General features: G+C 64.9%; 24 protein-coding genes. 21 read left to right on the top strand and 3 right to left on the bottom strand.

Features of this window, described 5'->3' with window-relative positions:
• The first annotated feature begins 155 nt into the window (after positions 1-155).
• From glyA to MMG94_RS04590, 11 genes are all read left to right on the top strand, one after another.
• Positions 156-1,433 carry a serine hydroxymethyltransferase gene (glyA, locus tag MMG94_RS04640; RefSeq protein WP_016919066.1) on the top strand — a complete coding sequence of 426 codons (1,278 nt, stop codon included), beginning with the start codon at positions 156-158 and terminating at the stop codon, positions 1,431-1,433.
• Positions 1,434-1,514: 81 nt separating this feature from the next.
• Positions 1,515-1,994, top strand: coding sequence for a transcriptional regulator NrdR (gene nrdR / locus MMG94_RS04635; protein ID WP_016919065.1), 480 nt, complete (start codon positions 1,515-1,517; stop codon positions 1,992-1,994).
• A gap of 17 nt (positions 1,995-2,011) precedes the next feature.
• Positions 2,012-3,142, top strand: a complete 1,131-nt coding sequence (gene ribD / locus MMG94_RS04630; RefSeq protein WP_016919064.1) for a bifunctional diaminohydroxyphosphoribosylaminopyrimidine deaminase/5-amino-6-(5-phosphoribosylamino)uracil reductase RibD — start codon at positions 2,012-2,014, stop codon at positions 3,140-3,142.
• Between the two features lie 55 nt (positions 3,143-3,197).
• On the top strand, positions 3,198-3,833 hold the full coding sequence (locus tag MMG94_RS04625; protein ID WP_016919063.1) for a riboflavin synthase: 636 nt from the start codon (positions 3,198-3,200) through the stop codon (positions 3,831-3,833).
• A gap of 306 nt (positions 3,834-4,139) precedes the next feature.
• Positions 4,140-4,622 carry a 6,7-dimethyl-8-ribityllumazine synthase gene (gene ribH / locus MMG94_RS04620; RefSeq protein WP_016919062.1) on the top strand — a complete coding sequence of 161 codons (483 nt, stop codon included), beginning with the start codon at positions 4,140-4,142 and terminating at the stop codon, positions 4,620-4,622.
• Positions 4,619-5,074 carry a transcription antitermination factor NusB gene (gene nusB / locus MMG94_RS04615; protein WP_016919061.1) on the top strand — a complete coding sequence of 152 codons (456 nt, stop codon included), beginning with the start codon at positions 4,619-4,621 and terminating at the stop codon, positions 5,072-5,074. The genes ribH and nusB overlap by 4 nt, the downstream gene beginning before the upstream one ends.
• Positions 5,075-5,134: 60 nt before the next feature.
• On the top strand, positions 5,135-6,085 hold the full coding sequence (thiL, locus tag MMG94_RS04610) for a thiamine-phosphate kinase (protein WP_016919060.1): 951 nt from the start codon (positions 5,135-5,137) through the stop codon (positions 6,083-6,085).
• A 267-nt stretch (positions 6,086-6,352) separates the two neighbouring features.
• Positions 6,353-8,545, top strand: coding sequence for a sodium-translocating pyrophosphatase (locus tag MMG94_RS04605; RefSeq protein ID WP_016919059.1), 2,193 nt, complete (start codon positions 6,353-6,355; stop codon positions 8,543-8,545).
• A gap of 68 nt (positions 8,546-8,613) precedes the next feature.
• On the top strand, positions 8,614-9,258 hold the full coding sequence (locus tag MMG94_RS04600; RefSeq protein WP_016919058.1) for a glutathione S-transferase family protein: 645 nt from the start codon (positions 8,614-8,616) through the stop codon (positions 9,256-9,258).
• Positions 9,255-9,650: a hypothetical protein gene (locus MMG94_RS04595; RefSeq protein WP_016919057.1), complete on the top strand. Its 396-nt coding sequence runs from the start codon at positions 9,255-9,257 to the stop codon at positions 9,648-9,650. Before MMG94_RS04600 ends, MMG94_RS04595 begins: the two co-directional genes overlap by 4 nt.
• 201 nt (positions 9,651-9,851) lie before the next feature.
• Positions 9,852-11,885: an NAD(+) synthase gene (locus MMG94_RS04590; protein ID WP_154420019.1), complete on the top strand. Its 2,034-nt coding sequence runs from the start codon at positions 9,852-9,854 to the stop codon at positions 11,883-11,885.
• A 205-nt stretch (positions 11,886-12,090) separates the two neighbouring features.
• On the opposite strand, the gene MMG94_RS04585 is transcribed toward MMG94_RS04590, so the two are convergent.
• On the bottom strand, positions 12,091-12,264 hold the full coding sequence (locus MMG94_RS04585; RefSeq protein ID WP_016919054.1) for a DUF1328 domain-containing protein: 174 nt from the start codon (positions 12,262-12,264) through the stop codon (positions 12,091-12,093).
• 160 nt (positions 12,265-12,424) lie between these two features.
• On the opposite strand from MMG94_RS04585, the gene MMG94_RS04580 reads away from it, so the two are divergent.
• Entirely contained in the window at positions 12,425-13,090 is a 666-nt protein-coding gene (locus MMG94_RS04580) for a DUF6629 family protein (RefSeq protein ID WP_026016115.1), read from the top strand.
• 15 nt (positions 13,091-13,105) lie between these two features.
• On the opposite strand, the gene MMG94_RS04575 is transcribed toward MMG94_RS04580, so the two are convergent.
• Positions 13,106-13,969 carry a D-amino-acid transaminase gene (locus MMG94_RS04575; protein WP_016919051.1) on the bottom strand — a complete coding sequence of 288 codons (864 nt, stop codon included), beginning with the start codon at positions 13,967-13,969 and terminating at the stop codon, positions 13,106-13,108.
• A 972-nt stretch (positions 13,970-14,941) separates the two neighbouring features.
• On the opposite strand from MMG94_RS04575, the gene MMG94_RS04570 reads away from it, so the two are divergent.
• From MMG94_RS04570 to MMG94_RS04555, 4 genes are all read left to right on the top strand, one after another.
• The gene (locus MMG94_RS04570) at positions 14,942-15,208 is read left to right on the top strand and encodes a GIY-YIG nuclease family protein (RefSeq protein ID WP_016919049.1); all 267 of its coding nucleotides are present in this window, start codon (positions 14,942-14,944) and stop codon (positions 15,206-15,208) included.
• A 436-nt stretch (positions 15,209-15,644) separates the two neighbouring features.
• Positions 15,645-17,048 (top strand): glutamate-cysteine ligase family protein, encoded by a 1,404-nt coding sequence (locus MMG94_RS04565; RefSeq protein ID WP_016919048.1) that lies wholly within the window; start codon positions 15,645-15,647, stop codon positions 17,046-17,048.
• Positions 17,049-17,050: 2 nt separating this feature from the next.
• Positions 17,051-18,091: a M14 family metallopeptidase gene (locus MMG94_RS04560; RefSeq protein ID WP_016919047.1), complete on the top strand. Its 1,041-nt coding sequence runs from the start codon at positions 17,051-17,053 to the stop codon at positions 18,089-18,091.
• A gap of 21 nt (positions 18,092-18,112) precedes the next feature.
• Positions 18,113-18,499, top strand: a complete 387-nt coding sequence (locus tag MMG94_RS04555; RefSeq protein WP_016919046.1) for an MmcQ/YjbR family DNA-binding protein — start codon at positions 18,113-18,115, stop codon at positions 18,497-18,499.
• Here the strand turns inward: MMG94_RS04555 and MMG94_RS04550 are convergent.
• On the bottom strand, positions 18,477-19,427 hold the full coding sequence (locus MMG94_RS04550; RefSeq protein WP_016919045.1) for an endonuclease/exonuclease/phosphatase family protein: 951 nt from the start codon (positions 19,425-19,427) through the stop codon (positions 18,477-18,479). The two genes, MMG94_RS04555 and MMG94_RS04550, sit on opposite strands and share 23 nt — an antisense overlap.
• Positions 19,428-19,600: 173 nt before the next feature.
• On the opposite strand from MMG94_RS04550, the gene MMG94_RS04545 reads away from it, so the two are divergent.
• The 5 genes from MMG94_RS04545 (at position 19,601) to MMG94_RS04525 (ending at position 24,183) form a co-directional block, all read left to right on the top strand.
• Positions 19,601-20,290: a Crp/Fnr family transcriptional regulator gene (locus MMG94_RS04545; protein ID WP_016919044.1), complete on the top strand. Its 690-nt coding sequence runs from the start codon at positions 19,601-19,603 to the stop codon at positions 20,288-20,290.
• A 213-nt stretch (positions 20,291-20,503) separates the two neighbouring features.
• The gene (locus MMG94_RS04540) at positions 20,504-21,232 is read left to right on the top strand and encodes a class I SAM-dependent methyltransferase (RefSeq protein WP_016919043.1); all 729 of its coding nucleotides are present in this window, start codon (positions 20,504-20,506) and stop codon (positions 21,230-21,232) included.
• 117 nt (positions 21,233-21,349) lie between these two features.
• Positions 21,350-21,787: a hypothetical protein gene (locus MMG94_RS04535; RefSeq protein WP_016919042.1), complete on the top strand. Its 438-nt coding sequence runs from the start codon at positions 21,350-21,352 to the stop codon at positions 21,785-21,787.
• A gap of 197 nt (positions 21,788-21,984) precedes the next feature.
• Complete coding sequence (locus MMG94_RS04530; protein ID WP_040579019.1) at positions 21,985-23,325, top strand: SirB1 family protein; 1,341 nt, start codon at positions 21,985-21,987, stop codon at positions 23,323-23,325.
• A 12-nt stretch (positions 23,326-23,337) separates the two neighbouring features.
• Entirely contained in the window at positions 23,338-24,183 is an 846-nt protein-coding gene (locus tag MMG94_RS04525; protein WP_016919039.1) for a FecR family protein, read from the top strand.
• The last annotated feature ends 5 nt before the right edge of the window (positions 24,184-24,188 follow it).

The following is a 24,188-nucleotide window of genomic DNA, read 5'->3' as shown; positions in this document are numbered from 1 at the left end:
TTCCCGCTTCAATCGGCCACTCTTTCCGTTCCGACCGCGCCGTGATAAGGCGAACCCCTCAACAATGCGCGACATGGAGAGCCGGGTTCGCCGCTTGCACCGGGGAAGCCGTCTTTTTCGCTTATCTTTCGCGCCCTTAGGCTAGAGGAAATTCCATGAGCCAGTCCGGTTTCTTCACCACCTCCCTTGCGCAGTCCGATCCGGAGCTCGCCAAGGCGATCGAACTCGAGCTCGGCCGCCAGAAGCACGAGATCGAGCTGATCGCGTCGGAGAACATTGTTTCCAAGGCGGTGATGGAGGCTCAGGGCTCGGTTCTCACCAACAAATATGCCGAGGGCTATCCGGGCAAGCGCTATTATGGCGGCTGCCAGTATGTCGACATCGCCGAGAATCTCGCGATCGACCGCGCCAAGAAGCTTTTCGGCTGCGGCTTCGCCAATGTGCAGCCGAATTCCGGCTCGCAGGCCAACCAGTCCGTCTTCCTGGCGCTCGCGCAGCCGGGCGACGTCTTCATGGGCCTCGACCTCGCGGCCGGCGGCCATCTGACCCACGGCTCGCCCGTCAACCTCTCGGGCAAGTGGTTCAAGCCGGTTCCCTACACCGTCCGCAAGGACGATCAGCGCATCGACATGGATCAGGTCGCCGCGCTCGCCCGCGAGCACAAGCCGAAGATCATCATCGCCGGCGGCTCGGGCTATTCGCGCATCTGGGACTTCGAGGCCTTCCGCAAGATCGCCGATGAAGTCGGCGCCTATTTCATGGTGGACATGGCTCACTTCGCCGGCCTCGTCGCCGCGGGCCTGCATCCCTCGCCGTTCCCGCACGCCCATATCGTCACCACCACGACGCACAAGACGCTTCGCGGCCCGCGCGGCGGCATGGTGCTGACCAATGACGAAGACATCGCCAAGAAGATCAATTCGGCGGTGTTCCCGGGCCTGCAGGGCGGCCCGCTGATGCATGTCATCGCCGCCAAGGCCGTCGCCTTCGGCGAGGCGCTGACGCCCGAGTTCAAGGCCTATCAGCAGCGCGTGAAGGACAATGCGCAGACGCTGGCGCAGACGCTGGTCGACGCCGGCCTCGCCATCGTCTCCGGCGGCACCGAGAACCATCTGATGCTGGTCGATCTGCGTCCCAAGAAGATCACCGGCAAGGCGGCGGAAGCCGCGCTCGGCCGCGCCCACATCACCTGCAACAAGAACGGCATCCCCTTCGACCCGGAGAAGCCCTTCGTCACCTCCGGCGTCCGTCTCGGCACGCCGGCGGCGACCTCGCGCGGCTTCGGCGTGGGCGAGTTCAAGGAAGTCGGCGGCCTGATCGTCGAAGTGCTGGACGGCCTGTCGTCGAAGGGCGAAGAGGCCAATGCGGGCACGGAAGCGGCGGTGAAGGAGAAGGTCCACGCGCTGACCGCGAAGTTCCCGATCTATTCATAAAAGCGAATAGAGATTAGCGAGTAGCGAATGGTGAAAACTGTTCGCCGCTCGCTATTCGCCATTCGCCCAAAGGGCGAATAAATGCGCTGTCCCTATTGTGGCTCCTTCGACACGCAGGTGAAGGATTCGCGTCCCGCCGAGGATTCGGCCTGCATCCGGCGCCGGCGCGTCTGCCCGACCTGCGGCGGCCGCTTCACGACCTTCGAGCGCGTGCAACTGCGCGAGGTCATCGTCGTCAAGAAATCCGGCAAGCGCGCGCCTTTCGATCGCGACAAGCTCACGCGCTCCGTGGAGATCGCGCTGCGCAAGCGCCCGGTCGAGCCTGAAAGGGTCGAGCGCATGATTTCGGGCATCGTTCGCCAGCTCGAAAGCCTGGGCGAGCTGGAGGTCGAAAGCCAACGCATCGGCGAACTCGTCATTGAGGGCTTGCGTTCGCTGGACGCGGTGGCCTATGTCCGTTTCGCTTCCGTCTATCGCGACTTCCGTGAAGCGCGCGATTTCAACGCCATCATCGACGAACTGGAAAGCGGCGGCGAATTCGCCGAAGACGCCGACGATTAGAAGACGCCGACGATTAAATGAGCCGCCACGAAACCATGTCCCTCGCCGCGACCGACGGCGCCTATATGGCGGCGGCGCTGGCGCTCGGCCGGCGCAATATGGGCCGCACGGCTCCCAATCCGGCCGTCGGCGCGCTCGTGGTGAAGGACGGCGTCATCGTCGCGCGCGGATATACGGCCGAGGGCGGGCGCCCGCATGCGGAGGCCATCGCGCTTGCGGCGGCGGGAGAAGCGGCGCGCGGCGCGACGCTCTACGTCACGCTCGAGCCCTGTTCGCATCACGGCGCCACTCCGCCTTGCGTCGACGCCATTATCGCCGCCGGCGTGACGCGAGTCGTCACTGCGATGGAAGATCCCGACCCGCGCGTCGCGGGCAGGGGACATGCGCTTTTGCGCGATGCGGGGGTCGAGGTGGTCGTCGGCCCCGAAGCGGCGGCGGCGCGCTGCGATCATCTCGGCCATATCCTGCGCGTCACCAAGCACCGGCCGATGGTGACGCTGAAACTCGCGCAGACCGCGGACGGTTACGCGGCGGGCGACGCGCACGATCCGCGTCTGCGCATCACCGGCCCCATCGCCGACGCCTATACCCATGTGCAGCGTTCGCTGCACGACGCGATCATGGTCGGCTCCGGCACGGCGCGCGAGGACGATCCGCTGATGACCGTGCGCCTGCCTGGGCTGGACGGCGCCAAACGGCTTCGCGTCGTGCTCGACCGGAACCTCACGCTCTCGCCGCGTTCGCGTCTCGCCTTCACCGCGCGCGAGACGCCGCTGCTCGTCTTGATCGGTCCGGACGTTCCGGACGTAAGCGCGCATTCTTTTGCGGAGCTGACGGGCGCCGAAGTCGTTCGCGTTCCGACGATCGACGGCCGTCTCGATTTGCTGGCGGCGCTGCGGCTGCTGGCGGATCGCGGCGTGACGCGCGTCTTCAGCGAGGGTGGACCGCGCGTGGCGGAGAGCCTGCTTGCGGCGGGCCTCGCCGACGACGTCATCATTCACAAGGGCGTGAAGCCGCTCGGTCGCCCCGGCCGTCCGGCGCTGACTCCGGTCGCACGCAAGGCGCTGGAAAATCTCTCGCGCTATCGCATGATCGAAAGCCGCATGCTCGGCGTCGATCAGATGACGCGCTATGCGCGGATGGATTAATAGCTCCCTCTCCCCGCGCGCGGGGAGAGGGGACACGCGACGCGGAGAGGGGATCATGTTCACCGGCATCGTCACCGACATTGGCGAGGTTCTCTCCGTCGAGCCGCGCGGCGATCTGAAGCGTCTGCGCATCGTCTGCGCCTATGACGCCGACGGCGTCGCTCTTGGCGCCTCCATCGCCCATGCCGGCGTCTGCCTTACCGTGGTCGCCGTCGCGCGCGAAGGCGGGCGCACGGTCTTCGACGTCGACGCCGCCGCCGAGACGCTGGCGAAGACGACTGTTGAAACATGGAAGCCGGGAACGCGCGTCAATCTCGAACGCGCGCTGAAGATCGGCGACGAACTCGGCGGCCATATCGTCACCGGCCATGTCGACGGCGTGGCGCGGATTGTGTCGCGGGAAGACATCTGCGAAAGGGCGCCCGACGGGCGCCCGTCAAAAGAAACAAGCATGGCGCGCTTCTGGATCGAGGCGCCGCGCGAGCTCTCGCGCTTCATCGCGCAGAAAGGCTCCGTCGCTCTGGACGGCGCGTCGCTGACGGTGAATGAGGTCGAGGGCGACCGCTTCTCGATCCTGCTGATTCCACATACGCTGGCGGTGACGACCTTCGGCGCTTGCGGGGTAGGGGATGCGCTCAATATCGAGGTGGATATGATGGCGCGTTATGCGGCGAGGCTGAGCGAGAAATAGCTCAGGGTAAATCGGGTGAAGGACTTCCTCGTCCTTCGAGACGCCGCCTGTGGCGGCTCCTCAGGATGAGGAAGTCCTTCACCCGCTCGCCCTGAGAAGTAGCCGCCCGCGGGCTGACAAGCCGCCGTCGCTGTGACATAAGTCGCGTCGAATTCAAAATCCCCTCGGAGCGGCCCCTCCCTGTCCCTCCCCCGCAAGCGGGAGAGGGGACGCTCATGATCGGCGTTGTCGATGAAGGCCGCGATCCGCTTCCTCTCCCGCGTAGCTGGGGGAGGGTCGGGGAGGGGGCTTTCGGAGTTACGGCTTATGGCAGGTTTTGCACCGGACGACATTGATGCGACGCCGGTTCCCGGCGCGCGGATACTCGTCGTCGCGGCCAGGTTCAACGCCGACATTGTCGGCAAACTGAAGGAAGGCGCGCTGGCGGCGATCGAGCGGCTCGGCGCGAATGCGACCGTGATCGAGGTTCCCGGCGCGCTGGAGATCGCGGCCGCCGCCGCCATCGCGCTCGACGCGGCCGAAAAAGCGGGCGCGCCTTATGACGGCCTCGTCGCGCTCGGCTGCGTCATTCGCGGCGAGACCTATCATTTCGAGATCGTCGCCAATGAAAGCTCGCGCGCGCTGACCGATCTGTCGGTCTCGCAGCGGCTACCCCTCGGCAACGGAATCCTGACTGTGGAGAATGATGAACAGGCGATTGCGCGCGCCGATCCCAAACAGGGCGACAAGGGCGCCGACGCCGCGCTCGCCGCGCTCGCCCTTATTCGCCTGAAGCGGAGCCTCACATGAGCCTCGATCAGCGCTCCGCCGCGCGCCTCGCCGTCGTGCAGGCGCTTTACCAGATGGAGGTCGCGGGCAAAGGCCTCAACGAGATCTTCGCCGAATTCGAGTCCCATTGGATCGGCCGCGAGATCGAGGGCGTGCAATACAAGCCCGCGGAACTGACCTTTTTCCGCGACGTGCTGCAAGGCGTGCTCACCGATCAGGTGGCGATCGACCGGCAGATCGACCGCGTGCTCTCGGGCGGCTGGCCGCTCGCGCGCGTCGAGGCGGTCATGCGCGCGTCGCTGCGCGCGGGGACCTACGAGCTTCGCGCCCGCAAGGACGTGCCTGCCCGCGCCGTGATCAAGGAATATGTCGACGTCGCCGGCGCCTTTTTCGGGCCGACGGAGTCGGGCATGGTGAACGCCGTGCTCGACAAGATCGCGCGCGAGGAGCGTGCGGGCGAGATGGGGGGATAGCCCCGCCTTTCACTTGCTCGTAAGCCGTTCCGTTGATGAAGGCGGGCCGGGGAGGCGGCGATGCCCAAGCGCTACACCGAAGAGGAACTCATCGCCCGCATCTTCGCGCCCATCGCCGGACCGGCGGCTTTGGGGCTGAAGGACGACGCGGCGCTGATCGAGGCGTCGAAAGAGCCCACCGTCGCGACGGTCGACATGCTTGTCGCGGGCGTGCATTTTTTCGCTGATGATTCTCCGGCGCTCATCGCGAAGAAGGCGTTGCGGGTCAATCTCTCCGACCTCGCCGCCAAAGGCGCGACGCCCATCGGCTTCCTCCTCTCGCTCGCATTGCCGGCGGATTGGACCAATGACTGGCTGAGGGCTTTCGCCTCAGGCCTCTCCGAGGACGCACAGGTCTATGCCGCGCCGCTCATCGGCGGCGATACGACGGCCACGCCGGGGCCGCTGACCATTTCAATCGCCGCGCTGGGGCGGACGCCGCGCTTCGTGCCGCGCACGGGCGCCCGGCCGGGGGACGCGATCTACGTCTCGGGAACCATTGGCGACGCGGCGCTTGGCCTCGCCTTGCGCCGCGACCCGTCCTTGGCGGCGCGGCTCTCGCCGGCTTCCCGCGCGCATCTTCTCGACCGCTATCTGCTGCCGCGCCCGCGTCTCGACCTCGCGCCGATGTTGCGCGCCCACGCCAACGCCGCCATGGATGTTTCGGACGGACTCGCCGGCGATCTCGCCAAGCTCTGCCGCGCCTCGGGGGTCGGCGCTGTCGTGGAGGCGACCAGCATTCCGCTCTCCGACGCCGCCAGCGAGTTGATCGCGCTCTCGCCGGAGCTTTTCGAAAGCGCGCTGACGGGCGGCGACGATTATGAAATTCTCTGCACGGCGTCGGCCTGGGCCGCGCGCCCCCTGGACGTCGTCCGCATCGGCGAGATTGCGTCAGTCGCAGGTCCGCCAATATTCCTTGGCCCCGACGGCGAGCCTATCGCTTTCGCGAAGCCGTCCTTCAGCCATTTCTGACCGTCGCCGCCCCTGGGGTCCGCTTTCCAGTCTGGCGCCATCGCCAAAGCCCTTCCCCCGCTTGGCTGGCGCCAGGTTTGCGCTGTGGCCACGCCCGAGCGCGGATTGCCCGAGGGCCCTGTTTCTGGCAGAAAGTCAGAGGAAAATTCTTGTGCCCCCGGCCCGATTCGAGACCGGGGCGCGCTTCCTTTTTTCCGTTGCGCGACAGCCCCTTGTGGCGCGACCCGTTCGGCCGTCCACCGGTCGCAGAACGAAAAGGCGAACCCCATGGTCCTTTTTCTCACCATCGTCTTCGGACTCATGTCCGTCGTATACGGCGTGAAGACGTCGCAAGAACTGCTTGCGGCCGATCCCGGCTCGCCGCGCATGCAGGAAATTTCGGGCGCCGTCGCGGAAGGCGCGCAGGCCTATCTGAACCGTCAATATAGGACGATCGGCTATGTCGGCGCGGGCATTTTCGTGTTGCTCGTCATCCTGCTCGGCTGGTGGGTCGCCGTCGGCTTCGCCATCGGCGCGGCGCTTTCGGGCGCGGCCGGTTATATCGGCATGAACGTTTCCGTGCGCGCCAATGTCCGCACCGCGCAGGCCGCGACGCAGTCGCTCGCTGGCGGACTCGACATCGCCTTCAAGGCCGGCGCCGTCACCGGCCTTCTTGTCGCGGGCCTCGCGCTGCTCGGCGTCGCGGTCTATTTCGCTTTCCTCACCTGGGGCCTGGGCTTCACGGCGGAGAACCGCGTCGTCGTCGATGCGCTCGTCGCGCTTGGCTTCGGCGCCTCGCTCATCTCGATCTTCGCGCGCCTCGGCGGCGGCATCTTCACCAAGGGCGCCGATGTCGGCGCCGATCTCGTCGGCAAGGTCGAGGCGGGCATTCCCGAGGACGATCCGCGCAACCCCGCGACTATCGCCGACAATGTCGGCGACAATGTCGGCGACTGCGCGGGCATGGCGGCCGACCTCTTCGAGACCTATGCGGTGACGGTCGTCGCCACCATGGTGCTGGCGTCGATCTTCTTCGCCGGGCAGGAGGGGCTCTATAGCGCGGTGATCTATCCGCTCGCCATTGGCGGCCTCTCCATCCTCACCTCCATCGCCGGCACTTTTTTCGTGAAGCTCGGCAAGGACGACACGCAGTGGGGCCAGATCGCGGCGCCTTACTTCGAGAAGATCGGCCTCAAGGACGACCAGATCATGGACGCCCTCTATAAGGGCCTGATCGCGACGGGCGTTCTCTCGATTCCCGGCCTGCTCCTCGCGACCCTCTTCACCGTCGGTCTCGGCGAAGTGGGCAAGGTGAACGGCGAGCCGGTCAACGGCTTCATGCTGTTCCTCTGCGGCGTCATCGGCCTGATCGTCACGGGCGCCATCGTCTACATCACCGAATATTATACCGGCACGGGCAAGCGCCCGGTCGTGTCGATCGCGCAGGCGTCGGTGACGGGCCACGGCACCAACGTCATTCAGGGCCTCGCCGTGTCGCTCGAGGCGACGGCCGGGCCGGCCGTGGTGATCGTGCTCGGCATCATCCTGACCTATCAGTTCGGCGGCCTCTATGGCACGGCGATCGCGGTCACGACGATGCTCGGCCTCGCCGGTATGATCGTCGCGCTCGACGCCTTCGGACCAGTGACCGACAATGCTGGCGGCATCGCCGAAATGTCGGGGCTCCCGAAGGAGGTGCGTCAGTCGACCGACGCGCTCGACGCCGTGGGCAATACGACCAAGGCGGTGACCAAGGGCTACGCCATCGGCTCGGCCGGTCTCGGCGCGCTCGTGCTCTTCGCGGCCTATACGAATGACATCAAGCACTTTGCGGCGGCCGGCGTGCCCTCTTTCAAGGGGCTCGAAAATATCGATTTCAGCCTGTCCAATCCCTTCGTGGTGGCGGGCCTGATCTTTGGCGGCCTCATTCCCTATCTCTTCGGCGGCATCGCGATGACCGCCGTCGGCAAGGCGGCCGGCTCCGTCGTCGAGGAAGTGCGCCGGCAGTTCCGTGAGAAGCCCGGCATCATGGACGGCTCCGACCGTCCCGATTACGGCCGCGCGGTCGATATGCTCACGCAGGCGGCGATTCAGGAAATGATCATTCCGTCGCTGCTGCCGGTCTTCGCGCCGATCGTGATGTATCTCGTCGTCCGCATTCTCGGCGGCGGCGTCGCCAATTCGCTGGCGGCTGTCGGCGCGCTGCTGCTGGGCGTCATCGTCAATGGCGTCTTCGTCGCCATCTCGATGACCTCGGGCGGCGGCGCGTGGGACAACGCCAAGAAGTCCTTCGAGGACGGCTTCGTCGACAAGGACGGCGTGAGGCATCTCAAGGGTTCGGACGCCCACAAGGCGTCGGTCACGGGCGACACGGTCGGCGATCCCTATAAGGACACGGCCGGCCCCGCGGTGAACCCAGCGATCAAGATCACCAACATCGTCGCGCTGCTGATGCTCGCCATCTTCGCCCATTGGGGGTGATCTCTCCGGCGGGGATGAGATAGAAGGGCGGGGGAAACCCCGCCCTTTTTTGCATGCGAGGATCAAACGTGCTGAAGCTCGTCATCGGCAATAAGCGCTATTCATCCTGGTCGATGCGGCCCTGGATATTGATGAAGGTTTTCGAGGTTCCGTTCGAGGAGATCCTCGTTCCGCTTTATCGCGCGGAGTCGAAACCGGCCCTTTTGGCGCATTCGCCCGCGGGCAAGGCTCCCATTCTGAAAGACGGCGCGCTGACGGTTTGGGAATCGCTCGCAATCATCGAACACGTCGCCGACCTTTTTCCCGACCGGGCGATCTGGCCGCGCGATCCTGCCGCGCGCGCCCATGCGCGGGCGCTCGCTTGCGAGATGCACGCCGGTTTTTCGGCGCTTCGTAACGAATGCAGCATGAATTTCGGCCGCGCGGCGCGGCCCGTTCCGATATCCGACGGGGCGCTCGCGGACGCGGAACGCATCGACGCGGCGTGGCGAGACGCGCTGTCCTCCTATGGAGGGCCGTTTCTTTTCGGGGCGTTCAGCGCCGCAGACGCGATGTTTGCGCCGGTCGTCCAGCGACTGGACAATTATATGATCCCCGTTTCCGAGCCGTCGCGCAGATACATGGAAACGGTAAAGACGCTTCCCGCCTGGGCGGAATGGCGCGCAGCCGCGCGCGGCGAGGCATGGCGTCTTCCCCAGTTCGAGCGCGAATGAGCCCTCGTTCCGTGGCGTCGCATCCGATCCTCCGATTTCCGTCGGCTGCGCTTCTCGCCGCGTGCCTCGCGCTTTCCGCCTGTCTCTCGACCAAGGTCTCGTCGCTCGCGCCCAATATGGTTCGCGTCAATCTGACGGGCTATGACGCGCCGTCGGATGAAGAGGCTTTGAAGGAGGCGCTTGTTCTCGGAGCGAAGGAGACGCTCGCGCATGAATACGACCTCTTTCGCTTCATCGACTGGAGCGCGGGGGAGACGCAGCTTGTGACGCCCGGCCAGCCGGCCGTCGCGAACTTCGCCGTCACGGTCGTGATGTTTCGTTATGGCGAGCAGGGGGCCAACCCCGTCTTCGATGCGCGCGCTATCCTGAAGACGCAGGAGCCGCAAAAATAGAAAGGGCGGAAGGAGAGGCGCCCCGCCCTTTGAAGGAGCTTAAACGTTGGAATTGAAGCGGTTGAATAGAAAAAATAAATTCCGTTCATAGGTTAAAGGGATGAACGTTATCCGGAGCAGCTTCGGGAATGGCGGCCTTGCCGGCTTTGATGCATTATGGCGCTTCCTCTTCACGCGCTTCGGCCGCTCGCGCGGGCTCAAATGACCCATCCTTTCTTCTCGCTGCATACACATGGCTTCATCCGCGCCGCGGTCGCCTGTCCGCGCGTTCGCGTCGCCGACCCCGTCTTCAATGTCGCGCGCATGATCGAGATGGCGCGGGAGGCGGACGCGAAAGGCGCGTCGCTCGTACTTTTTCCGGAGCTCGGAATTTCTGCCTATGCGATCGACGATCTGTTGCAGCAGGAAGCGCTCCTCGCCGCGGTCGACGGCGCGCTCGGCGAATTGGTCGAGGCGTCCCGCGCGCTGCATCCGATCCTCGTCGCCGGCGCGCCGCTGCGTCACAGGGGCCGGCTTTACAACTGCGCCGTCGCCATCCTGCGCGGACGCGTCCTGGCCGTGACGCCCAAGATCTACCTGCCGAATTACCGCGAATTTTACGAGAAGCGTCACTTCGCTTCCGGCGCCTCTGTCGCCGGCGAGGAAATTCAGGTCGCGGAGCAGTTCGCGCCCTTTGGCTCGGACGTGCTTCTCGAGGCGTCGGACTTTCCCGGCCTCGCCATCCATACGGAAATCTGCGAAGACGTATGGGTTCCGATCCCGCCCTCGTCGCGCGCGGCGCTGGCGGGCGCGACGCTGCTCCTCAATCTCTCCGCCTCCAACGCCATCGTCGGCAAGTCGGATTATCGGCAGACATTGTGCGCCGCCCATTCGGCGCGCTGCCTCGCCGCCTATCTTTACTCGGCGGCGGGGCAGGGCGAGTCGACGACCGATCTCGCCTGGGACGGCGAGGCGATGATCTACGAGAAAGGCGATCTTCTCGCCAAAGCGCCGCGTTTCTCGGACGAGCCGCAACTCGTTCTCGCGGATGTCGACATTGGCCGTCTCGTCGCGGAGCGCGCGCGGCAGGTAACGTTCGGCGATTGCGCGGATGTCGAAGCGGGCGCGGTTCAGTATCGCCGCGTCGAATTCGAACTGAACGCGCGGCGCGACGTCGATATTGGCCTCATGCGCGAGGTTCCGCGCTTTCCCTTCGTGCCGAATGACGAGGCCCGGCTCGTGGAGCTATGCTTCGAGGCGTTCAATATTCAAGCGCATGGATTGGAGCAGAGGCTGCGCGCCTCCGGCATGGAGAAGGTCGTCATCGGCGTCTCGGGCGGCCTCGACTCGACCCAAGCGCTCCTCGTCGCGGTGACGGCGATGGACGCTCTCGGTCTGCCGCGCGCCAATGTCCTCGCTTATACGCTGCCGGCTTTCGCGACGACCGACCGGACCAGGAGCAACGCCTGGGCGCTCATGCGCGCGCTGGACGTTTCGGCGAAGGAGATCGACGTTTCGGCCGCCTGCAAGCAGATGCTGGAAGATATCGGCCATCCGGCCGCGCGCGGCGAAGCGGTCTATGACGTGACCTATGAAAACGTGCAGGCGGGCGCGCGCACGTCGCTGCTCTTCCGCCTCGCCAATCTCCACAACGGCATTGTGATCGGCACCGGCGATCTTTCGGAACTTGCGCTGGGATGGTGCACATATGGCGTCGGCGATCAGATGTCGCATTACAACGTCAACGCCTCCGTGCCGAAGACGCTCATCCAGCATCTCATACGCTGGTGCGCGCGCGACGCGCGTTTCGGTTCGCGGACGGTTTCCGTGCTCAAAGACATTCTCGCAACGGAAATTTCGCCGGAACTCGTGCCCGGCGATACGGCGCAGCGCACGGAAGCTTTTGTCGGCCCCTATGCGCTGCAGGATTTCAATCTTTTCTATACGACGCGATACGGCTTCGCGCCCGCCAAAGTCGCGTTCCTCGCGTGGCATGCCTGGCGAGATGCGCAAGCGGGCGTCTGGCCGTCCGTTATCGCGGCGAATGATCGCGGCGCCTATGATCTCGCGGAGATCAAGCATTGGCTCGCCGTGTTCGCGCGCCGCTTTTTCGCGACGAGCCAGTTCAAGCGTTCGGCCTTGCCAAATGGCCCGAAGGTCAGCTCCGGCGGCTCTCTCTCGCCGCGCGGCGACTGGCGCGCGCCGAGCGATTCATCCGCCGAAGTCTGGCTGAAAGCGCTGGACGACATTCCCTGAAAAAAAGGACCGGCGTCGCCGGTCCAGTCAGGGAGCATTTCGTTGATCGGGTCTGACGGATCACGCCGTCGCGCGACGAATGGCGTGACGTCCTCCTCACAAAAAAGCGGTCTGGGTTGCGTCGCGTTCAAAACCGCCAAGGCGGCGCGCCTTTCAAAAAAAGGCCGGCTAAAACCGGCCAGTTGGGAGCGCCGAAAAGCGGCCGTCAGGCTCTACGAAGAAAGCCCGCGACGACAGAGATGACGAAGAGGACGAGCGCCACCCAGAACAGAATGCGCGCGCCTTCCATCGCCGTGCCGGCGACGCCGCCGAAACCGAAGAAGGCGGCGATGACCGCGACGATGAGAAACAGGATCGCGTAGTGAAGCAGGCTACCCATGAAATCCTCCTGGGCGGTTTTTTACATTCGGATGCAGAACGCGCGCTCGCCAGCACTGTTCCGCCGCGAGCGCCGCCGAGTCGGCCAAGCCGTCGCAAAGCCGTAAAAATTTTCTGGCGCCCTTAGGCTGATTGGTTCTCTTGCAGGGGAGCGTTCGGGCGTGTGCTACTCACTGGAGGCGAGCGTCATGGCGAGCATGGGTCTCGCCGTCGCCGGCGGCGGCATGGTGGCGAAAGCCAGAATCCACGACCCCCGAATGCTGCTCTTCGCGCTTTTCCCGCTCGTCTTCGCGATTCATCAGATGACCGAGGGCGTCGTCTGGTATAGCTGGTTTCATCCTTTCGAAGGCGATATGGCGTTCCGCTATCTCTATACTTTCATCGCCTTCATCGTCTGGCCGGTGCTGACGCCCTTCGCCGCCGCCTATGCCGAGTGCGATTCCGAGCGGCGGCGTCTGTGGCGCATGCTCGGCGGGACCGGCGCGATCCTCGGCGTCTATCTCGTCATCAAGCTGGTTCTTGCGGACGGCATCGAACTGGCGGTGGTGAAGCATTCACTCGCTTATACGCCGATGTTCGAACGTCCGCCCGTCATCGTACATTTCCTCTATGTCGTATTGACGGTCGCGCCGCTCATCTTCAGCGAGAGGCGCGGCCTCGTCTTCTTCGGCGTCGTCGTTTTCGCGACCTTCGTCTGGGCGCTCCTCGACAATCGCCCGGCCTGGTATTCGGTCTGGTGCCTTGCGGCGGCGGTGTTCAGCCTGATCATCGCGCTCGCCATCGAACGCGCGCCGTCGCAAGCGTTCGACGAGGCCGAAGCGCGCTGATCGCGAGAAGCGCGATCAGGACGAGCAGGCCGTCGCCCGCGCAAAATCGAGATAGAGCGCCCGCAATCTCGTTGCGTGAGGCCCGGGCTTTCCGTCGCCGATCGCCCGTCCGTCGATCGACACGATCGGCAGCACGAGATTTGACGCCGAGGTCAAAAAGGCCTCCGCCGCTTCATAGGCTTCCTCGGCCGTGAAAGCGCGCTCCGCCACATCGAGGCCATGCTCCGCCGCGAGCGCGAGCACGGAAAGGCGCGTGCAGCCCGGCAGGATCGCTTCAGAATTCGGCCGCGTGACGATCGCCCCTGCTTTGGTGATGATGAAGGCGGTCGAGGACGAGCCTTCCGTAATGTAGCCGTCGGGACCGACCATCCAGGCCTCCTGACAGCCGGCTTCCGACGCCGCCTGCTTGGCCAGCACCTGCGCGAGCAAGGCGACGCTCTTGATGTCGCGCCGGGCCCAGCGCTGGTCCGGGACGGTGACGATCCTGATTCCCTTCTCGGCGTAGAGCGAAGAAAGAATATTCTTCTCCTGCGTAAAGGCGATCAGCGTCGGTTTGACGCCTTTCGGGAAGGCGAAATCCCGCTCCGCCGCGCCGCGCGTGATCTGCAGATAGACCATGCCCTCGGCGATCCCGTTGCGCGCGACCAGCGTCTTCTCGATCTCGACGATCTCCTGCATCGACGCCGGACATTCGAGCCGAAGCTCTTTCAGCGAGCGCTCGAGCCGCGCCAGATGCGCCGCATTGTCGACGAGCCTCCCGTCAATGACGGCGGCGACTTCATAGACGCCGTCGGCGAAAAGGAAGCCGCGATCGAGAATGGAGATTTTGGCGTCTTCGAGCGGCGTATAGGCGCCGTTGACATAGGCGATGTCGGACAAGAGGAGGGGCCTCCGAAATGTTTCAGGCGATTTGATCTTTACGAATATCCCAGAAAGCCCTCCGACACGAATACGCGCTTTCGTTCCCGCGCTCTTTCGGCGCGAGGCGATAAGGGAAATCCGGGACGCCTCGGCCCGGTTCGGCCGAGATGTGTATGTGTTTCATGCGCACCGGAGCCAAAGCGTCCCGGACACGGTCTTTATGCTCGCGCACCTTTTCCCGACGGAGTGACTTCGCTCCCGGACACGGCCCCTGACAGGACCGCTTCTTTCCCGCCTGACGGTCTGACCCGCCAGACGAGCGCGCGCTTGAGCGCCGCAGGCGATTTGTGTCCTGCAGTTTTCCGATGCCGCCTTCCCCCGGGCGCGGCTTCCTTTTCAGAAGTTCCCGCTGCAAGACCCGAAGGAACGTTAAGGCCCAGCTTTATTCGCGCCCTGCGACGTTGCCGCCACAGATTGCTTGCCCCGCTCTGCACGGGAAAGCCCGACCGACGACCCGCCCACATCCGCCACAAGAGCCCGACGGACGCTTGACCGACCCCGCCGCGCCGCCGGGCTACGACGACGCCCCCTAAGGTGACGAGGCGGGCGCAGGATAGGGGCGGCATAGAGGAGTGGGGATAAGTTTTTTTCGTGCGAAGTCTTTCGTCCGTCATGCCCGGCCTTGCGCCGGGCATCCACGCGGCGCCGCTGCGCGCCTCTTGCAACATTGGCGCGGGCGTCCCGGCGTGGATGGCCGGGACAAGCCCGGCCATGACGCGGGGGAACATTGTGGCTAGGCGTTTCCTATGCGCGACCGGCGCCGCTTTCACCGTGACATGGGGAGGGAATGCGCAATCTCTCAACCACGCCCGGCCTTGTTGCCGGGCGTCCACGCCGCTCCTCGACGCGCTCTTGTCGCCTACGACGTCGCTTGCTTCGAGTGGGCAACGCCGCCACCATGCGCCGATGCGAGGCGGGTGGGTCTACATTATGACGAATCGCGCGAATGGGACGCTCTATCTCGGCGTCACCAACGATCTCGCGCGCCGGGCCTTCGAACATCGCGAGAGCCGGATAAGCGGTTTCACGCAAAGATACGGTTTGAATCGCTTGGTTTGGTACGAGCCGCATGGCGACATCCGCACGGCGATCCAGCGTGAAAAGACCATGAAACATTGGCCGCGCGCATGGAAAGTGCGGCTTATTTTGCAGATGAATCCGGATTGGAGCGATTTGTATGAGACGCTGGCGAATTGACTGCGGTTTGAGCCGCAATCTCCCAACCGTCATGCCCGGCCTTGCGCCGGGCATCCACGCGGCGCCGCTGCGCGTCCCTTGCGACATTGGCGCGGGCGTCCCGGCGTGGATGGCCGGGTCAAGCCCGGCCATGACGCGGGGGACATTGTGGCTAGGCGTTCCCTGTGCGCGACCGGCGCCGTTTTCACCGTGACACGGGGAGGGAGTGCGCAATCTCCCAACCGTCATGTCCGGCCTTGCGCCGGGCGTCCACGCGGCGCCGCTGGGCGCGCTTTGCGGCATTGGCGCGGGCGTCCCGACGTGGATAGCCGGATCAAGCCCGGCCATGACGGGTGAACTGCTTGCCCCGTAGGGGCCGATGAGTTGGCGACCCTTCGCCGCTCCCGCTTCCCTTGCAGAGCGCCTACGTAATAGAAAGGCTGAAAAGGGAGTTGCCGTGGGCGAGGAAATCAAGGCGACTGGTTTTTCCGACGCCGACAAGGCGCGCTTCGCCGCTCGGCTCGCGGAGGAGACCGACATCGCCCGCGCGCTTTTCGCGGCCGACAAATTCTCGCGCGCCGGCCATATGATCGGTTTCGAGATCGAGACCTGGATCGTCGATCACAATTACTTCCCGGCCTCCATTAACCAGCATCTGCTCGAAGCGCTCGGCAATCCGCTGGTCGTGCCGGAGCTGTCGCGCTTCAATCTGGAGCTCAACTGCGACCCGCTGCCGCTCGAAGGCGACGCGCTCGGCCGCGCCTATGACGCGCTGACGGAGCTTTGGGCCGCCTGCAACGAGACGGCGCACCGGCTGGACGCCAATCTGGTGCTGATCGGCACGCTGCCGACCATTCGCGACGAGGATCTCACTCTTGCGAATATGTCGCCCCTGAACCGCTATTACGCGCTGAACAGCGAGGTGCTGCGCATGCGCGGCGGGCGGCCTTTGCGCGTCGACATTCTCGGCCGCGAGCATCTCGTCTCCGAGCATCGCGACGTGATGCTGGAGGCCGCGACCACGTCTTTCCAGGTGCATCTCAAGTCGCCCGCCGATCTCGCCCATCTCTATTACAACGCCTCGATCGCCGCCTCCGGCCCCATCATCGCCGCCTGCGGCAATGCGCCGTTTCTGTTCGGCAAGGCCTTGTGGGAGGAGACGCGCATTCCGCTCTTCGAGCAGGCGGTCGACGTGCCGGGACCGCGGCGCGTCTGCATGGGGTCTGGATATGCGACGCGCTCGCTCCTCGAAATCTTCCAGGAAAACGCCCGCAATTACGACGCGCTGCTGCCGATCGCCTTCGAGGATCGGGCCGAAGCGATGCGTCATCTGCGGCTGCATAACGGCGTCATCTGGCGCTGGAACCGTCCGCTGATCGGCTTTGACGAGGACGGCGCGCCGCATCTGCGCGTCGAGCATCGCATCCTCCCGGCGGGGCCGAGCTTCGTCGATATGATGGCGAACGCCGCGCTCTATCTCGGCTTGACGCGCATGCTGGCGCTCGCCGGCGACAATGGAACGGCGGGGCTCTCTTTCGAAGACGCTTTGCGCAATTTCTACGACGCCGCGCGCCTCGGGCTCGACGCGGTTCTGATCTGGCCGGGCCTCGGCGAAATCGGCGCGGATCGCCTGCTGATCGAATATCTGCTTCCCGCCGCCCGCGCGGGGCTTGCGGATTTCGGCGTGACGGATTCACGCGGCTTTCTCGACGTGATCGAGGCGCGGCTGCGCACGCGTCAGACGGGCGCGGTCTGGCAGCGCAAGGCGCTCGAGGCCTGCGACGGCGATCTTTACGCCATGATGGCCGCCTATTGCGAAGGGCAGCGCAGCGGCGCGCCCGTGCATGAATGGGAAATATGAGAATGGATGTGACCGACGCGCCCTGCGCCGTAATGGATCGACTGCCGCCGGGTTTTCTCGATTGTCCGGCCGACAGGCTCGTCGACATTCTCCCCGGGCCGACGCTGTTCGATCTTCCCGGCCGGGACCCCAATCCGCTTTTCGTCTCGACCTTGCTGCACGGCAATGAATATAGCGGCCTCGATGCGATGCAGCAGGTTTTGCGCGCGCATGCGGCGCGCGGCCTGCCGCGCGCGCTTTTGTTCTTCGTCGGCAATATTCGGGCGGCGGCGGCCAATCTCCGCACGCTTCCCGATGAGCGCGATTATAATCGCGTCTGGCCCGGCTCGCTCTTTTGCGGCGAAGCGCAGGCGGAGATGGCGCGATGGGTCTATGACTACGCGAAAAGACGCGGCCTCTTCGCGAGCATCGACATTCACAACAATACCGGCTTCAATCCGCACTACGCCTGTGTGAGGAGATTGGAGCCGAAATTCATCGCGCTTGCGCAGCTTTTCTCGCGCATCGTCGTGCATTTCCAGCGGCCTGTCGGCACGCAGGCGGCGGCCTTCGCCGATCTCTGTCCGGCGATCACGGTCGAATGCGGCAAGGCGGGCGCGGGCTCGGCGACGCAGCACGCCGTTGAACTTGTGGAGGCGGCGCTATCGATCGCGCATCTGCCCGACCATCCGCCGGCGCCGCACGACGTCGACATCCTGCGCACTTGCGCCATCGTGAAGCCGCCGGCCGAAGCAAGCTTTTCCTTCGACGGCGCGCCGGCGGATTTCATGTTTCGCTCCGACATCGATCATCTGAATTTCAGCGAACTTACGCCCGGCGCTTCCTTCGGCGTCGCGCGGTCCGGGATGAGGCTCGACGTCCTGCCGGGCGATGGCGACGATGCGCAGCCGGGGGAATATTTCGATTATGCGGGCGGCGAGATCAGGCTGTCGCGCGCGGCGATCCCGGCGATGCTCACTATCGATCCGCGCGCGGTGAAGCTGGATTGTCTGTGTTATCTGATGCACCGGATTGGGATGGACGGGGAGCGACGCGACGGCTAGCCGCGCTTATGGGAGGCTGCGATGACTCATGACGAGTTCAACGCTTTTTGCGGAAAGCTTCCCGCCGCGCATCATGTCGTGCAGTGGGGCGGTTCGCATGTGTGGAAGGTGGGAGACAAGGTCTTCGCCATCGGCGCGGGAGGGAATGGCGCGCCGGCTTATAGTTTCAAGGTCAGTCCGCTGGCGTTCGAGATGTTGCGTGAGCGCCCCGGCCTGCGTCCGGCTCCCTATCTCGCGTCGCGCGGATTGAGCTGGATTCAGCATTTCGGATCGCCGGGACTCTCCGATGACGAATTGCGAGATTATCTGCGCGAGTCCCATTGCCTCGTCGCGAGCGGCCTCACCGGGAAGAAGCGGCTCGAATTGAAACTGGACGCGCTGGGTTTCACAGCTCGAAAGCGGCGATGATCGCCGCGTGCAGCGATCCCGGCACCGGGTCCCGGGCGAAAACCTCGTCCTCCAGCCCTTCGTTGAGAATCCGCGTCTCGCGCCATGCCGCCGCAAGCGCGGGCGACGCCAAGATATGGTCGATCAGTTTCGGCCGGCCTGCATGGATCACCGAATATCGCTTTCCCGGCTCCGCGCGCTCCTCCATGGGCGCCAGCGCCCGCGCGCCCTGCTGCAACTCATTGTCGCCGCCGCGGAGAAGCCGGGTCGGCGCGTCATGGTCGTCGGCGTTGAAGTCGCCGCAGACCGCGATCAGGGCGTCGGGGTCGGCGTCGAAGAGCGTCTCGACGAAGAGCCGCGCCTCCAGCGCCTGACCTTCACGCTTCTGCGCGGCGACGAACTGGCCTTCGATCAGCGATTTGCTGGAGCCCTCGCCGCGGGCCGTGGCGACCGGGGCGGGGCGCGGGGCGCGCAGATGCAGGTCGAGAACATGCAGCCGGCGCCCGGACGGCGGCTCGATCGCCGCATAGAGAAGCGGCCGGTCCCATTCGATCACGATCGGCGGGGGCTGGACGTCGCCGTCGCGGGGCGGGGGCCAGGACCAGCGCGGCGCGATGTCGTGATGGATCTGGCGGGCGGCGCAGATCGGCCAGCGGCTGAGAATGACGAGATTGTGCACATCGGCGGGCGCGCCCGTTCCCGGCCGGACGCTGCTGGCGCGGCTGAACCCGGCATAGGGCGTTCCCGCGAGCAGGCGGTCGAGCGCGATGAAGTCGCGGGCGCTATGCTTGTGGGGCTTCTGAGCGCCGACTTCCTGCAGGCAGAGAATGTCCGCGTCGAGGGCTTCGAACATCGGCAGAAGGGCGGCGCGGCGCGCTTCGAAAGCGTCCCGGCGGCTCGGGGCGAAGTCCAAATTCTCCAGATTGAATGTCGCGAGCCGCAGGGTCATCGCTGGATTGTCGCCCGGTTCGGGCCGGGGCGCCAGAGCGTCCGGCCGAGTCTGCGCTTAGTGAAAGAGTCTCTTCACTGGTTCGTAAGATGCGATGCTTCTCCCCTCGACGGCGGCAAAGTTTGGCGTCACTATCGCGCCGTTCCGTACTTCCGCCACTGGAGCCTCCCGCCTTGTCCGTGTTCGACGGAATACCTTTCTTCGCCGGTCTCGACCCGGCGCGCGCCGAGACTTTCGGGCGCCAATGCGTGCGCAAGCGCTATTCCGAGGGGGAACTCGTCCTCGACTTCGACGATCCCTCGACTGACGTTTATTTCATCGTCTCGGGAGACGTGCGCGTTCTCGTCCGCACCGCCGCCGGCAAGGAGATGATCCTCGGCGACTTCAGCTCGGGCAAGTTTTTCGGCGAGATGGCGGCGATCGACGGCGCCAAGCGCTCGGCCAACGTCACGGCGCTCACCAACGCCGAGCTTCTGCTCGTGCCGCCGACGGTCTTCAAGGAAATCGCGCTGCATTCGCCGGAGATCAGCGACAGGCTCCTGCGCCTCCTCACCGCGCGCGTGCGCGAACTCAATGTGAGGCTGTTCGAGCGCTCCGTGCTCGATCTGCGCCACCGGCTCTATTCGGAGCTTCTGCGCATGTCCGTTCCGCGCAAGGGGCATGACGGGCAGGCCATCGTCTCGCCGCCGCCTTTTCAGCACGATCTCGCCGCCCGCATCGGCTGCCGGCGCGAGCAGGTCAGCCGCGAACTCGGCGCCATGTCGGAGGAGGGGCTCGCGGAGAAGGTGCGCGGCGGGCTGGTGCTGCTGCGGCCGAGCGTGCTCGAGAAGCGCGTGAAGGATGCGATGAACGCGGCGGAGTAGCCAAGATAATTGTGGCGCGCGTCGCAATGAAGGTGCGCTATTTTGAAGTAATCAGACAAGTTATAGCTTGTAAAATCAACGCCTAAGCTTGACACAGTTTTTATTCGAAAGAAAACTGCTCCCTTAATCGATATTTTGGGAGTTGGCGACATGGCGAGCGGTCGAATTCACACGGAAAACCCAGCTTTGAGTCAGCCGGCTCACGCGAGAATTGTGGGTTACTTTCCGCCCGGCGCCTCGACGGCGGCGCCTCTCAATCTCACCTACCGGATCGGCAAGATCGAGGCGCTGGGACCTGTCAAAGGCCGCTGGCTGGATTATGGCTGCGCCGATGGCAGCTATACATCCGCGCTCGTTGAACGTGGCGCGTCGCGCGCTGACGGGGTGGACGTCGTCGCGGAACGAATAGAAGAGGCTCGCAACCGCTTTCAGGATTCGGGGTCGCTCACCTTCCAGCACGTCCCGGTGGATCATCTCCCCTTTGAAGACGACATGTTCGATGGCGCGCTCGTCAATGAAGTGCTCGAGCATGTTCGTGACGAGATGACGTCGCTTGCGGAAATTCTGCGGGTCTTGCGGCCGGGCGGCCGTCTGATCGTCATGAGTCCCAACCGCTGGTTTCCCTTCGAGGGCCATGGCGGACATATCGGGGAAATTCAGTTGCCCTGGCCCGTTCCCTTCCTGCCCTGGCTTCCATCGAGCGTCGGGCAACGCTTCATGCATGCCCGCAATTATTGGCCGGGAGAGTTGCGAGATTTGGTCGAGGCCGCTGGTTTTATCATAGAACAGGCGGACTTTGTCTGGCCGGTGCTGGAGGTCCACGCCTGGCTGCCGGCGGGGGCAATTAAACGATATCAGGCGCTGATCCCCCTTCTGGAGAGAGCGCCGTTTATTCGTCGCTTTGGCGTCTCGGTTTTCATCGCGGCCCGAAAACCTCTCTGACGCTTCCTTTGGCGATTTAGAATTTGCGCGTGCGCCCGCGCACAAACGAAGCCCTCGCCATTTTGTAGCCTCGCCCCATCTCACGAGACAGACGTCTCGGTCATGAGGGAGACGCGAATGTTCGCTCAATTGACGCCCATCGAGCGCTGCGCCGACATTGCGGGCCTCGCGCCGCATGAAATCATGCTCGGCGTGACCCCAAGCAAGAAGCACGAGCGCCTGCTTTCCAAATATTGCCGCGCGCGGCGGTCGCCGGCCGTGGCGCGCGCCAAGATCGTCGCCGACATTCGCACGGCCGTTTCCGCCGGCGCCGCCGGCGAGGCCGCGGATTTGTTCGTGGTGTTGCGCAGATTGCTGGCCCAGGGCCCGTCGCGCGGCCCCCGCCGGACGAGTTCCATCTTCGCGCGCCGCCGGGGCCTCGCGCCGTTTGGACGCCGGACGAACCGCGCGCTCGAAACGCGGCTCGCGCCGCCGCCGTCGGCGTCCGAGCAGCGGAGCGCGACCGTCCTTCGTCTCGCCGAAAAGTCGAAAATCCCTAGCGAGCCTGTTGTTTAGCTGCAACAGTCCGGGATTGTTTCCTGGCGTTCACAAACGCGGATCGGAGTGGTCTGCCTAGCAATAGCGATTTATTTACAAATGGTTATTGCCATGTCTCGATGAATGGGGCGCGAATCGCCTCCGCTTGCCGCGCCGAATGCTTTGAGTCAGCTTCATCGTCGCTGGTGCATTGTTTGGGGGCGCGTTCGTTGTCGATGAAAAGAAATCCATTGAAGGCGCTGGGCGGGCTCCTTGTCGCCGCCGCTCTTTGCGCCCCGGCCATGGCGCAGGACATGCGCGCCGCGCGCGACCAGCTCGCCGCGCGCATTCAGGCGCATCCGGAAGATTACGAGGCCACCTATCGCTTCGTCGTGGTGACGACGGAAATGCGCGATTACGAGGCCGGCGTCGGCGCGCTCGAGCGCCTGCTGATGTTCAATCCGCAGCTTTCCCGCGCCCGCAAGGAATTAGGTTTCCTCTATGCGCGGCTCGGCGCCTGGGAGGTCGCGGCCCAGCATCTGAAAGCGGCGAAGGCGGCGGGCGACCTCGACGCGGTCCAGACCGCGCAGATCGACGCGCAGCTTCCCGACATCGAGAAGCGCACGCAGATCAGCCGCATCTCGGTGCGCATGCATGTCGGCCTGCGCGGCCAGTCCAACGCCAATTATTTTCCAGCCAACAATCTGTTCCAGGTTGGCGGCGTCGGCCTGGCTTCGGCCGCGCCGCAAAAGGCCGACCTGAATTCGTTCCAGCTCATCCAGGCGTCGCACGAATATGAATTCGGCGGCCAGCGCGGCGACCGGCTGGAGACGAAGCTGACGGGCTACGCCACGCAGCAGTTCAACCTGCCGCAATACAGCGTCATGCTCTTCTCGGCGACGACCGGCCCGCGCTTCTTCATTCCGCAGACGCTGTTCAACAATCTGTCGGTGCGTCCCTATCTGACGGGCGCGGTCTCCATGCTCGGCTCCAACAATTACCTCAACACCGGCGGCGCCGGCGCGAGCGTGCGGGCGGACGTCAATCCCGATTTCTGGCTGGAGCCCGGCGCGGAATGGCGCGGCCTTTGGGTCGATCCGGGCCGCTCCATCTTCGGCGTGTCGCCTTATGCGACGCTCTCGACGCTCGCCACGGGCGACGTCGTGACCGGTTATGTCAGCGGCTCCTATCGCGTTCTGGACGGCGTGCGCCTCGACGGACGCGTCGCCTATTCGCGCGCGACGGCCGGCTATGCGGCGCAGAGTTCGGATCAGGTCGACGTGCAGGCGATGGCGCGTTTCGAGGTCAGCCCGCCGCATCCGATGATCGCGCAGCGCTGGACCATCGCGCCTTATGCGCGCTTCACCAATCTCGCTTTCGACAAAGCCAATCCGCTGGTCAATCCTTTCGTCGCGCGTCATGACGCCGCCTGGACCTATGGCCTCATGCTCGATGCGCCGGTGACGCAGACTTTCGGTTTCGCCGGCAATCTCGAATTCCTGCGCAACGACTCGAACATTCCGAATTTCAAGATGCATAATGTGGCCGTCTCCTTCGGCCCCACGGCCCGGTTCTAAGGGAGAGACGCGATGAAAAAGATCTCCCTTCTCCCGCTCGCCTCCGCCTTCGCGCTCGCGGCTTTTCCCGCGGCCGCGGAAAAGGTCGGCAATGTCGGCGCCGTCAACGTTGCGGCCCATGGCACGCCCCCCGGCGCCGCGAAGCGTCCGCTTGCGGTGGGGCTCGGGGTTGAAAAGCGCGAGCGCATCGAGACGACCGGCGCGGGCAGCGCGCAGATCGTCTTCAACGACAGTTCAACGATGACGGTTGGCCGCAACAGCTCGGTCGTCATAGACGACTTCGTCTATAACGGCTCGAACGGCAGCCAGGGCGTCAGCGTCGCCAAGGGCGTGATGCGCTTCGTCGGCGGCGGCGTGAGCCATGGCTCCGGCGCGACGCTGAAGACCCCGACCGCCTCCATCGGCGTGCGCGGCGGCTCCGTGCTCGTGCGCATCGGAGGCGAATGCGAGGCGCTCATCGTCCATCAGAACGGCGTGGCCGAGGTCGCTGGTGCAGGGGGCTCGCAGACCCTGAACCGGCCCGGCTTTGGCGTCTGCGCCCGCAGCGGCGGCGTCTCCGAGCCGTTCCGCGTGCCGGGAGAGACGATCGCCTCGCTCAATGCGCAGATGGCGAGCCAGATCGGCCAGTCGGGCGGCGCAAAGGTGAAGCCGAAAAATTCAGACGCGAATTTTGCGCTGGGCGACACGCCTCCGCCAAGCGTCGAGCCCTCGCCGGGCCTCGATGCGCTCGGGCCGGTCTGGGCCGGCAACGCCATCGTGCAGAGCCGCACCAATGTCGAGAACCAGCCGGCGCCGCCCGTCGTCGTCGAGGAACAGGAATATTACCCGGAATATCCGGGCGAAGAGCAATGGCGCTGAAATCG

Origin of the sequence: Methylocystis parvus OBBP (assembly GCF_027571405.1) — a bacterium.
In the GTDB taxonomy this organism is placed as follows: domain Bacteria; phylum Pseudomonadota; class Alphaproteobacteria; order Rhizobiales; family Beijerinckiaceae; genus Methylocystis; species Methylocystis parva.
Note: the sequence above shows the minus strand (reverse complement) of the source record. Positions and strands in the feature narration are given on the sequence as shown.

Excerpts from the sequence above, each read along its gene's own strand:
- glyA (WP_016919066.1), top strand. The coding sequence starts at position 156 with ATGAGCCAGTCCGGTTTCTTCACCACCTCCCTTGCGCAGTCCGATCCG.
- nrdR (WP_016919065.1), top strand. The coding sequence starts at position 1,515 with ATGCGCTGTCCCTATTGTGGCTCCTTCGACACGCAGGTGAAGGATTCG.
- ribD (WP_016919064.1), top strand. The coding sequence starts at position 2,012 with ATGAGCCGCCACGAAACCATGTCCCTCGCCGCGACCGACGGCGCCTAT.
- MMG94_RS04625 (WP_016919063.1), top strand. The coding sequence starts at position 3,198 with ATGTTCACCGGCATCGTCACCGACATTGGCGAGGTTCTCTCCGTCGAG.
- ribH (WP_016919062.1), top strand. The coding sequence starts at position 4,140 with ATGGCAGGTTTTGCACCGGACGACATTGATGCGACGCCGGTTCCCGGC.
- nusB (WP_016919061.1), top strand. The coding sequence starts at position 4,619 with ATGAGCCTCGATCAGCGCTCCGCCGCGCGCCTCGCCGTCGTGCAGGCG.
- thiL (WP_016919060.1), top strand. The coding sequence starts at position 5,135 with ATGCCCAAGCGCTACACCGAAGAGGAACTCATCGCCCGCATCTTCGCG.
- MMG94_RS04605 (WP_016919059.1), top strand. The coding sequence starts at position 6,353 with ATGGTCCTTTTTCTCACCATCGTCTTCGGACTCATGTCCGTCGTATAC.
- MMG94_RS04595 (WP_016919057.1), top strand. The coding sequence starts at position 9,255 with ATGAGCCCTCGTTCCGTGGCGTCGCATCCGATCCTCCGATTTCCGTCG.
- MMG94_RS04590 (WP_154420019.1), top strand. The coding sequence starts at position 9,852 with ATGACCCATCCTTTCTTCTCGCTGCATACACATGGCTTCATCCGCGCC.
- MMG94_RS04585 (WP_016919054.1), bottom strand. The coding sequence starts at position 12,264 with ATGGGTAGCCTGCTTCACTACGCGATCCTGTTTCTCATCGTCGCGGTC.
- MMG94_RS04570 (WP_016919049.1), top strand. The coding sequence starts at position 14,942 with ATGACGAATCGCGCGAATGGGACGCTCTATCTCGGCGTCACCAACGAT.
- MMG94_RS04560 (WP_016919047.1), top strand. The coding sequence starts at position 17,051 with ATGGATGTGACCGACGCGCCCTGCGCCGTAATGGATCGACTGCCGCCG.
- MMG94_RS04555 (WP_016919046.1), top strand. The coding sequence starts at position 18,113 with ATGACTCATGACGAGTTCAACGCTTTTTGCGGAAAGCTTCCCGCCGCG.
- MMG94_RS04550 (WP_016919045.1), bottom strand. The coding sequence starts at position 19,427 with ATGACCCTGCGGCTCGCGACATTCAATCTGGAGAATTTGGACTTCGCC.
- MMG94_RS04535 (WP_016919042.1), top strand. The coding sequence starts at position 21,350 with ATGTTCGCTCAATTGACGCCCATCGAGCGCTGCGCCGACATTGCGGGC.
- MMG94_RS04530 (WP_040579019.1), top strand. The coding sequence starts at position 21,985 with ATGAAAAGAAATCCATTGAAGGCGCTGGGCGGGCTCCTTGTCGCCGCC.
- MMG94_RS04525 (WP_016919039.1), top strand. The coding sequence starts at position 23,338 with ATGAAAAAGATCTCCCTTCTCCCGCTCGCCTCCGCCTTCGCGCTCGCG.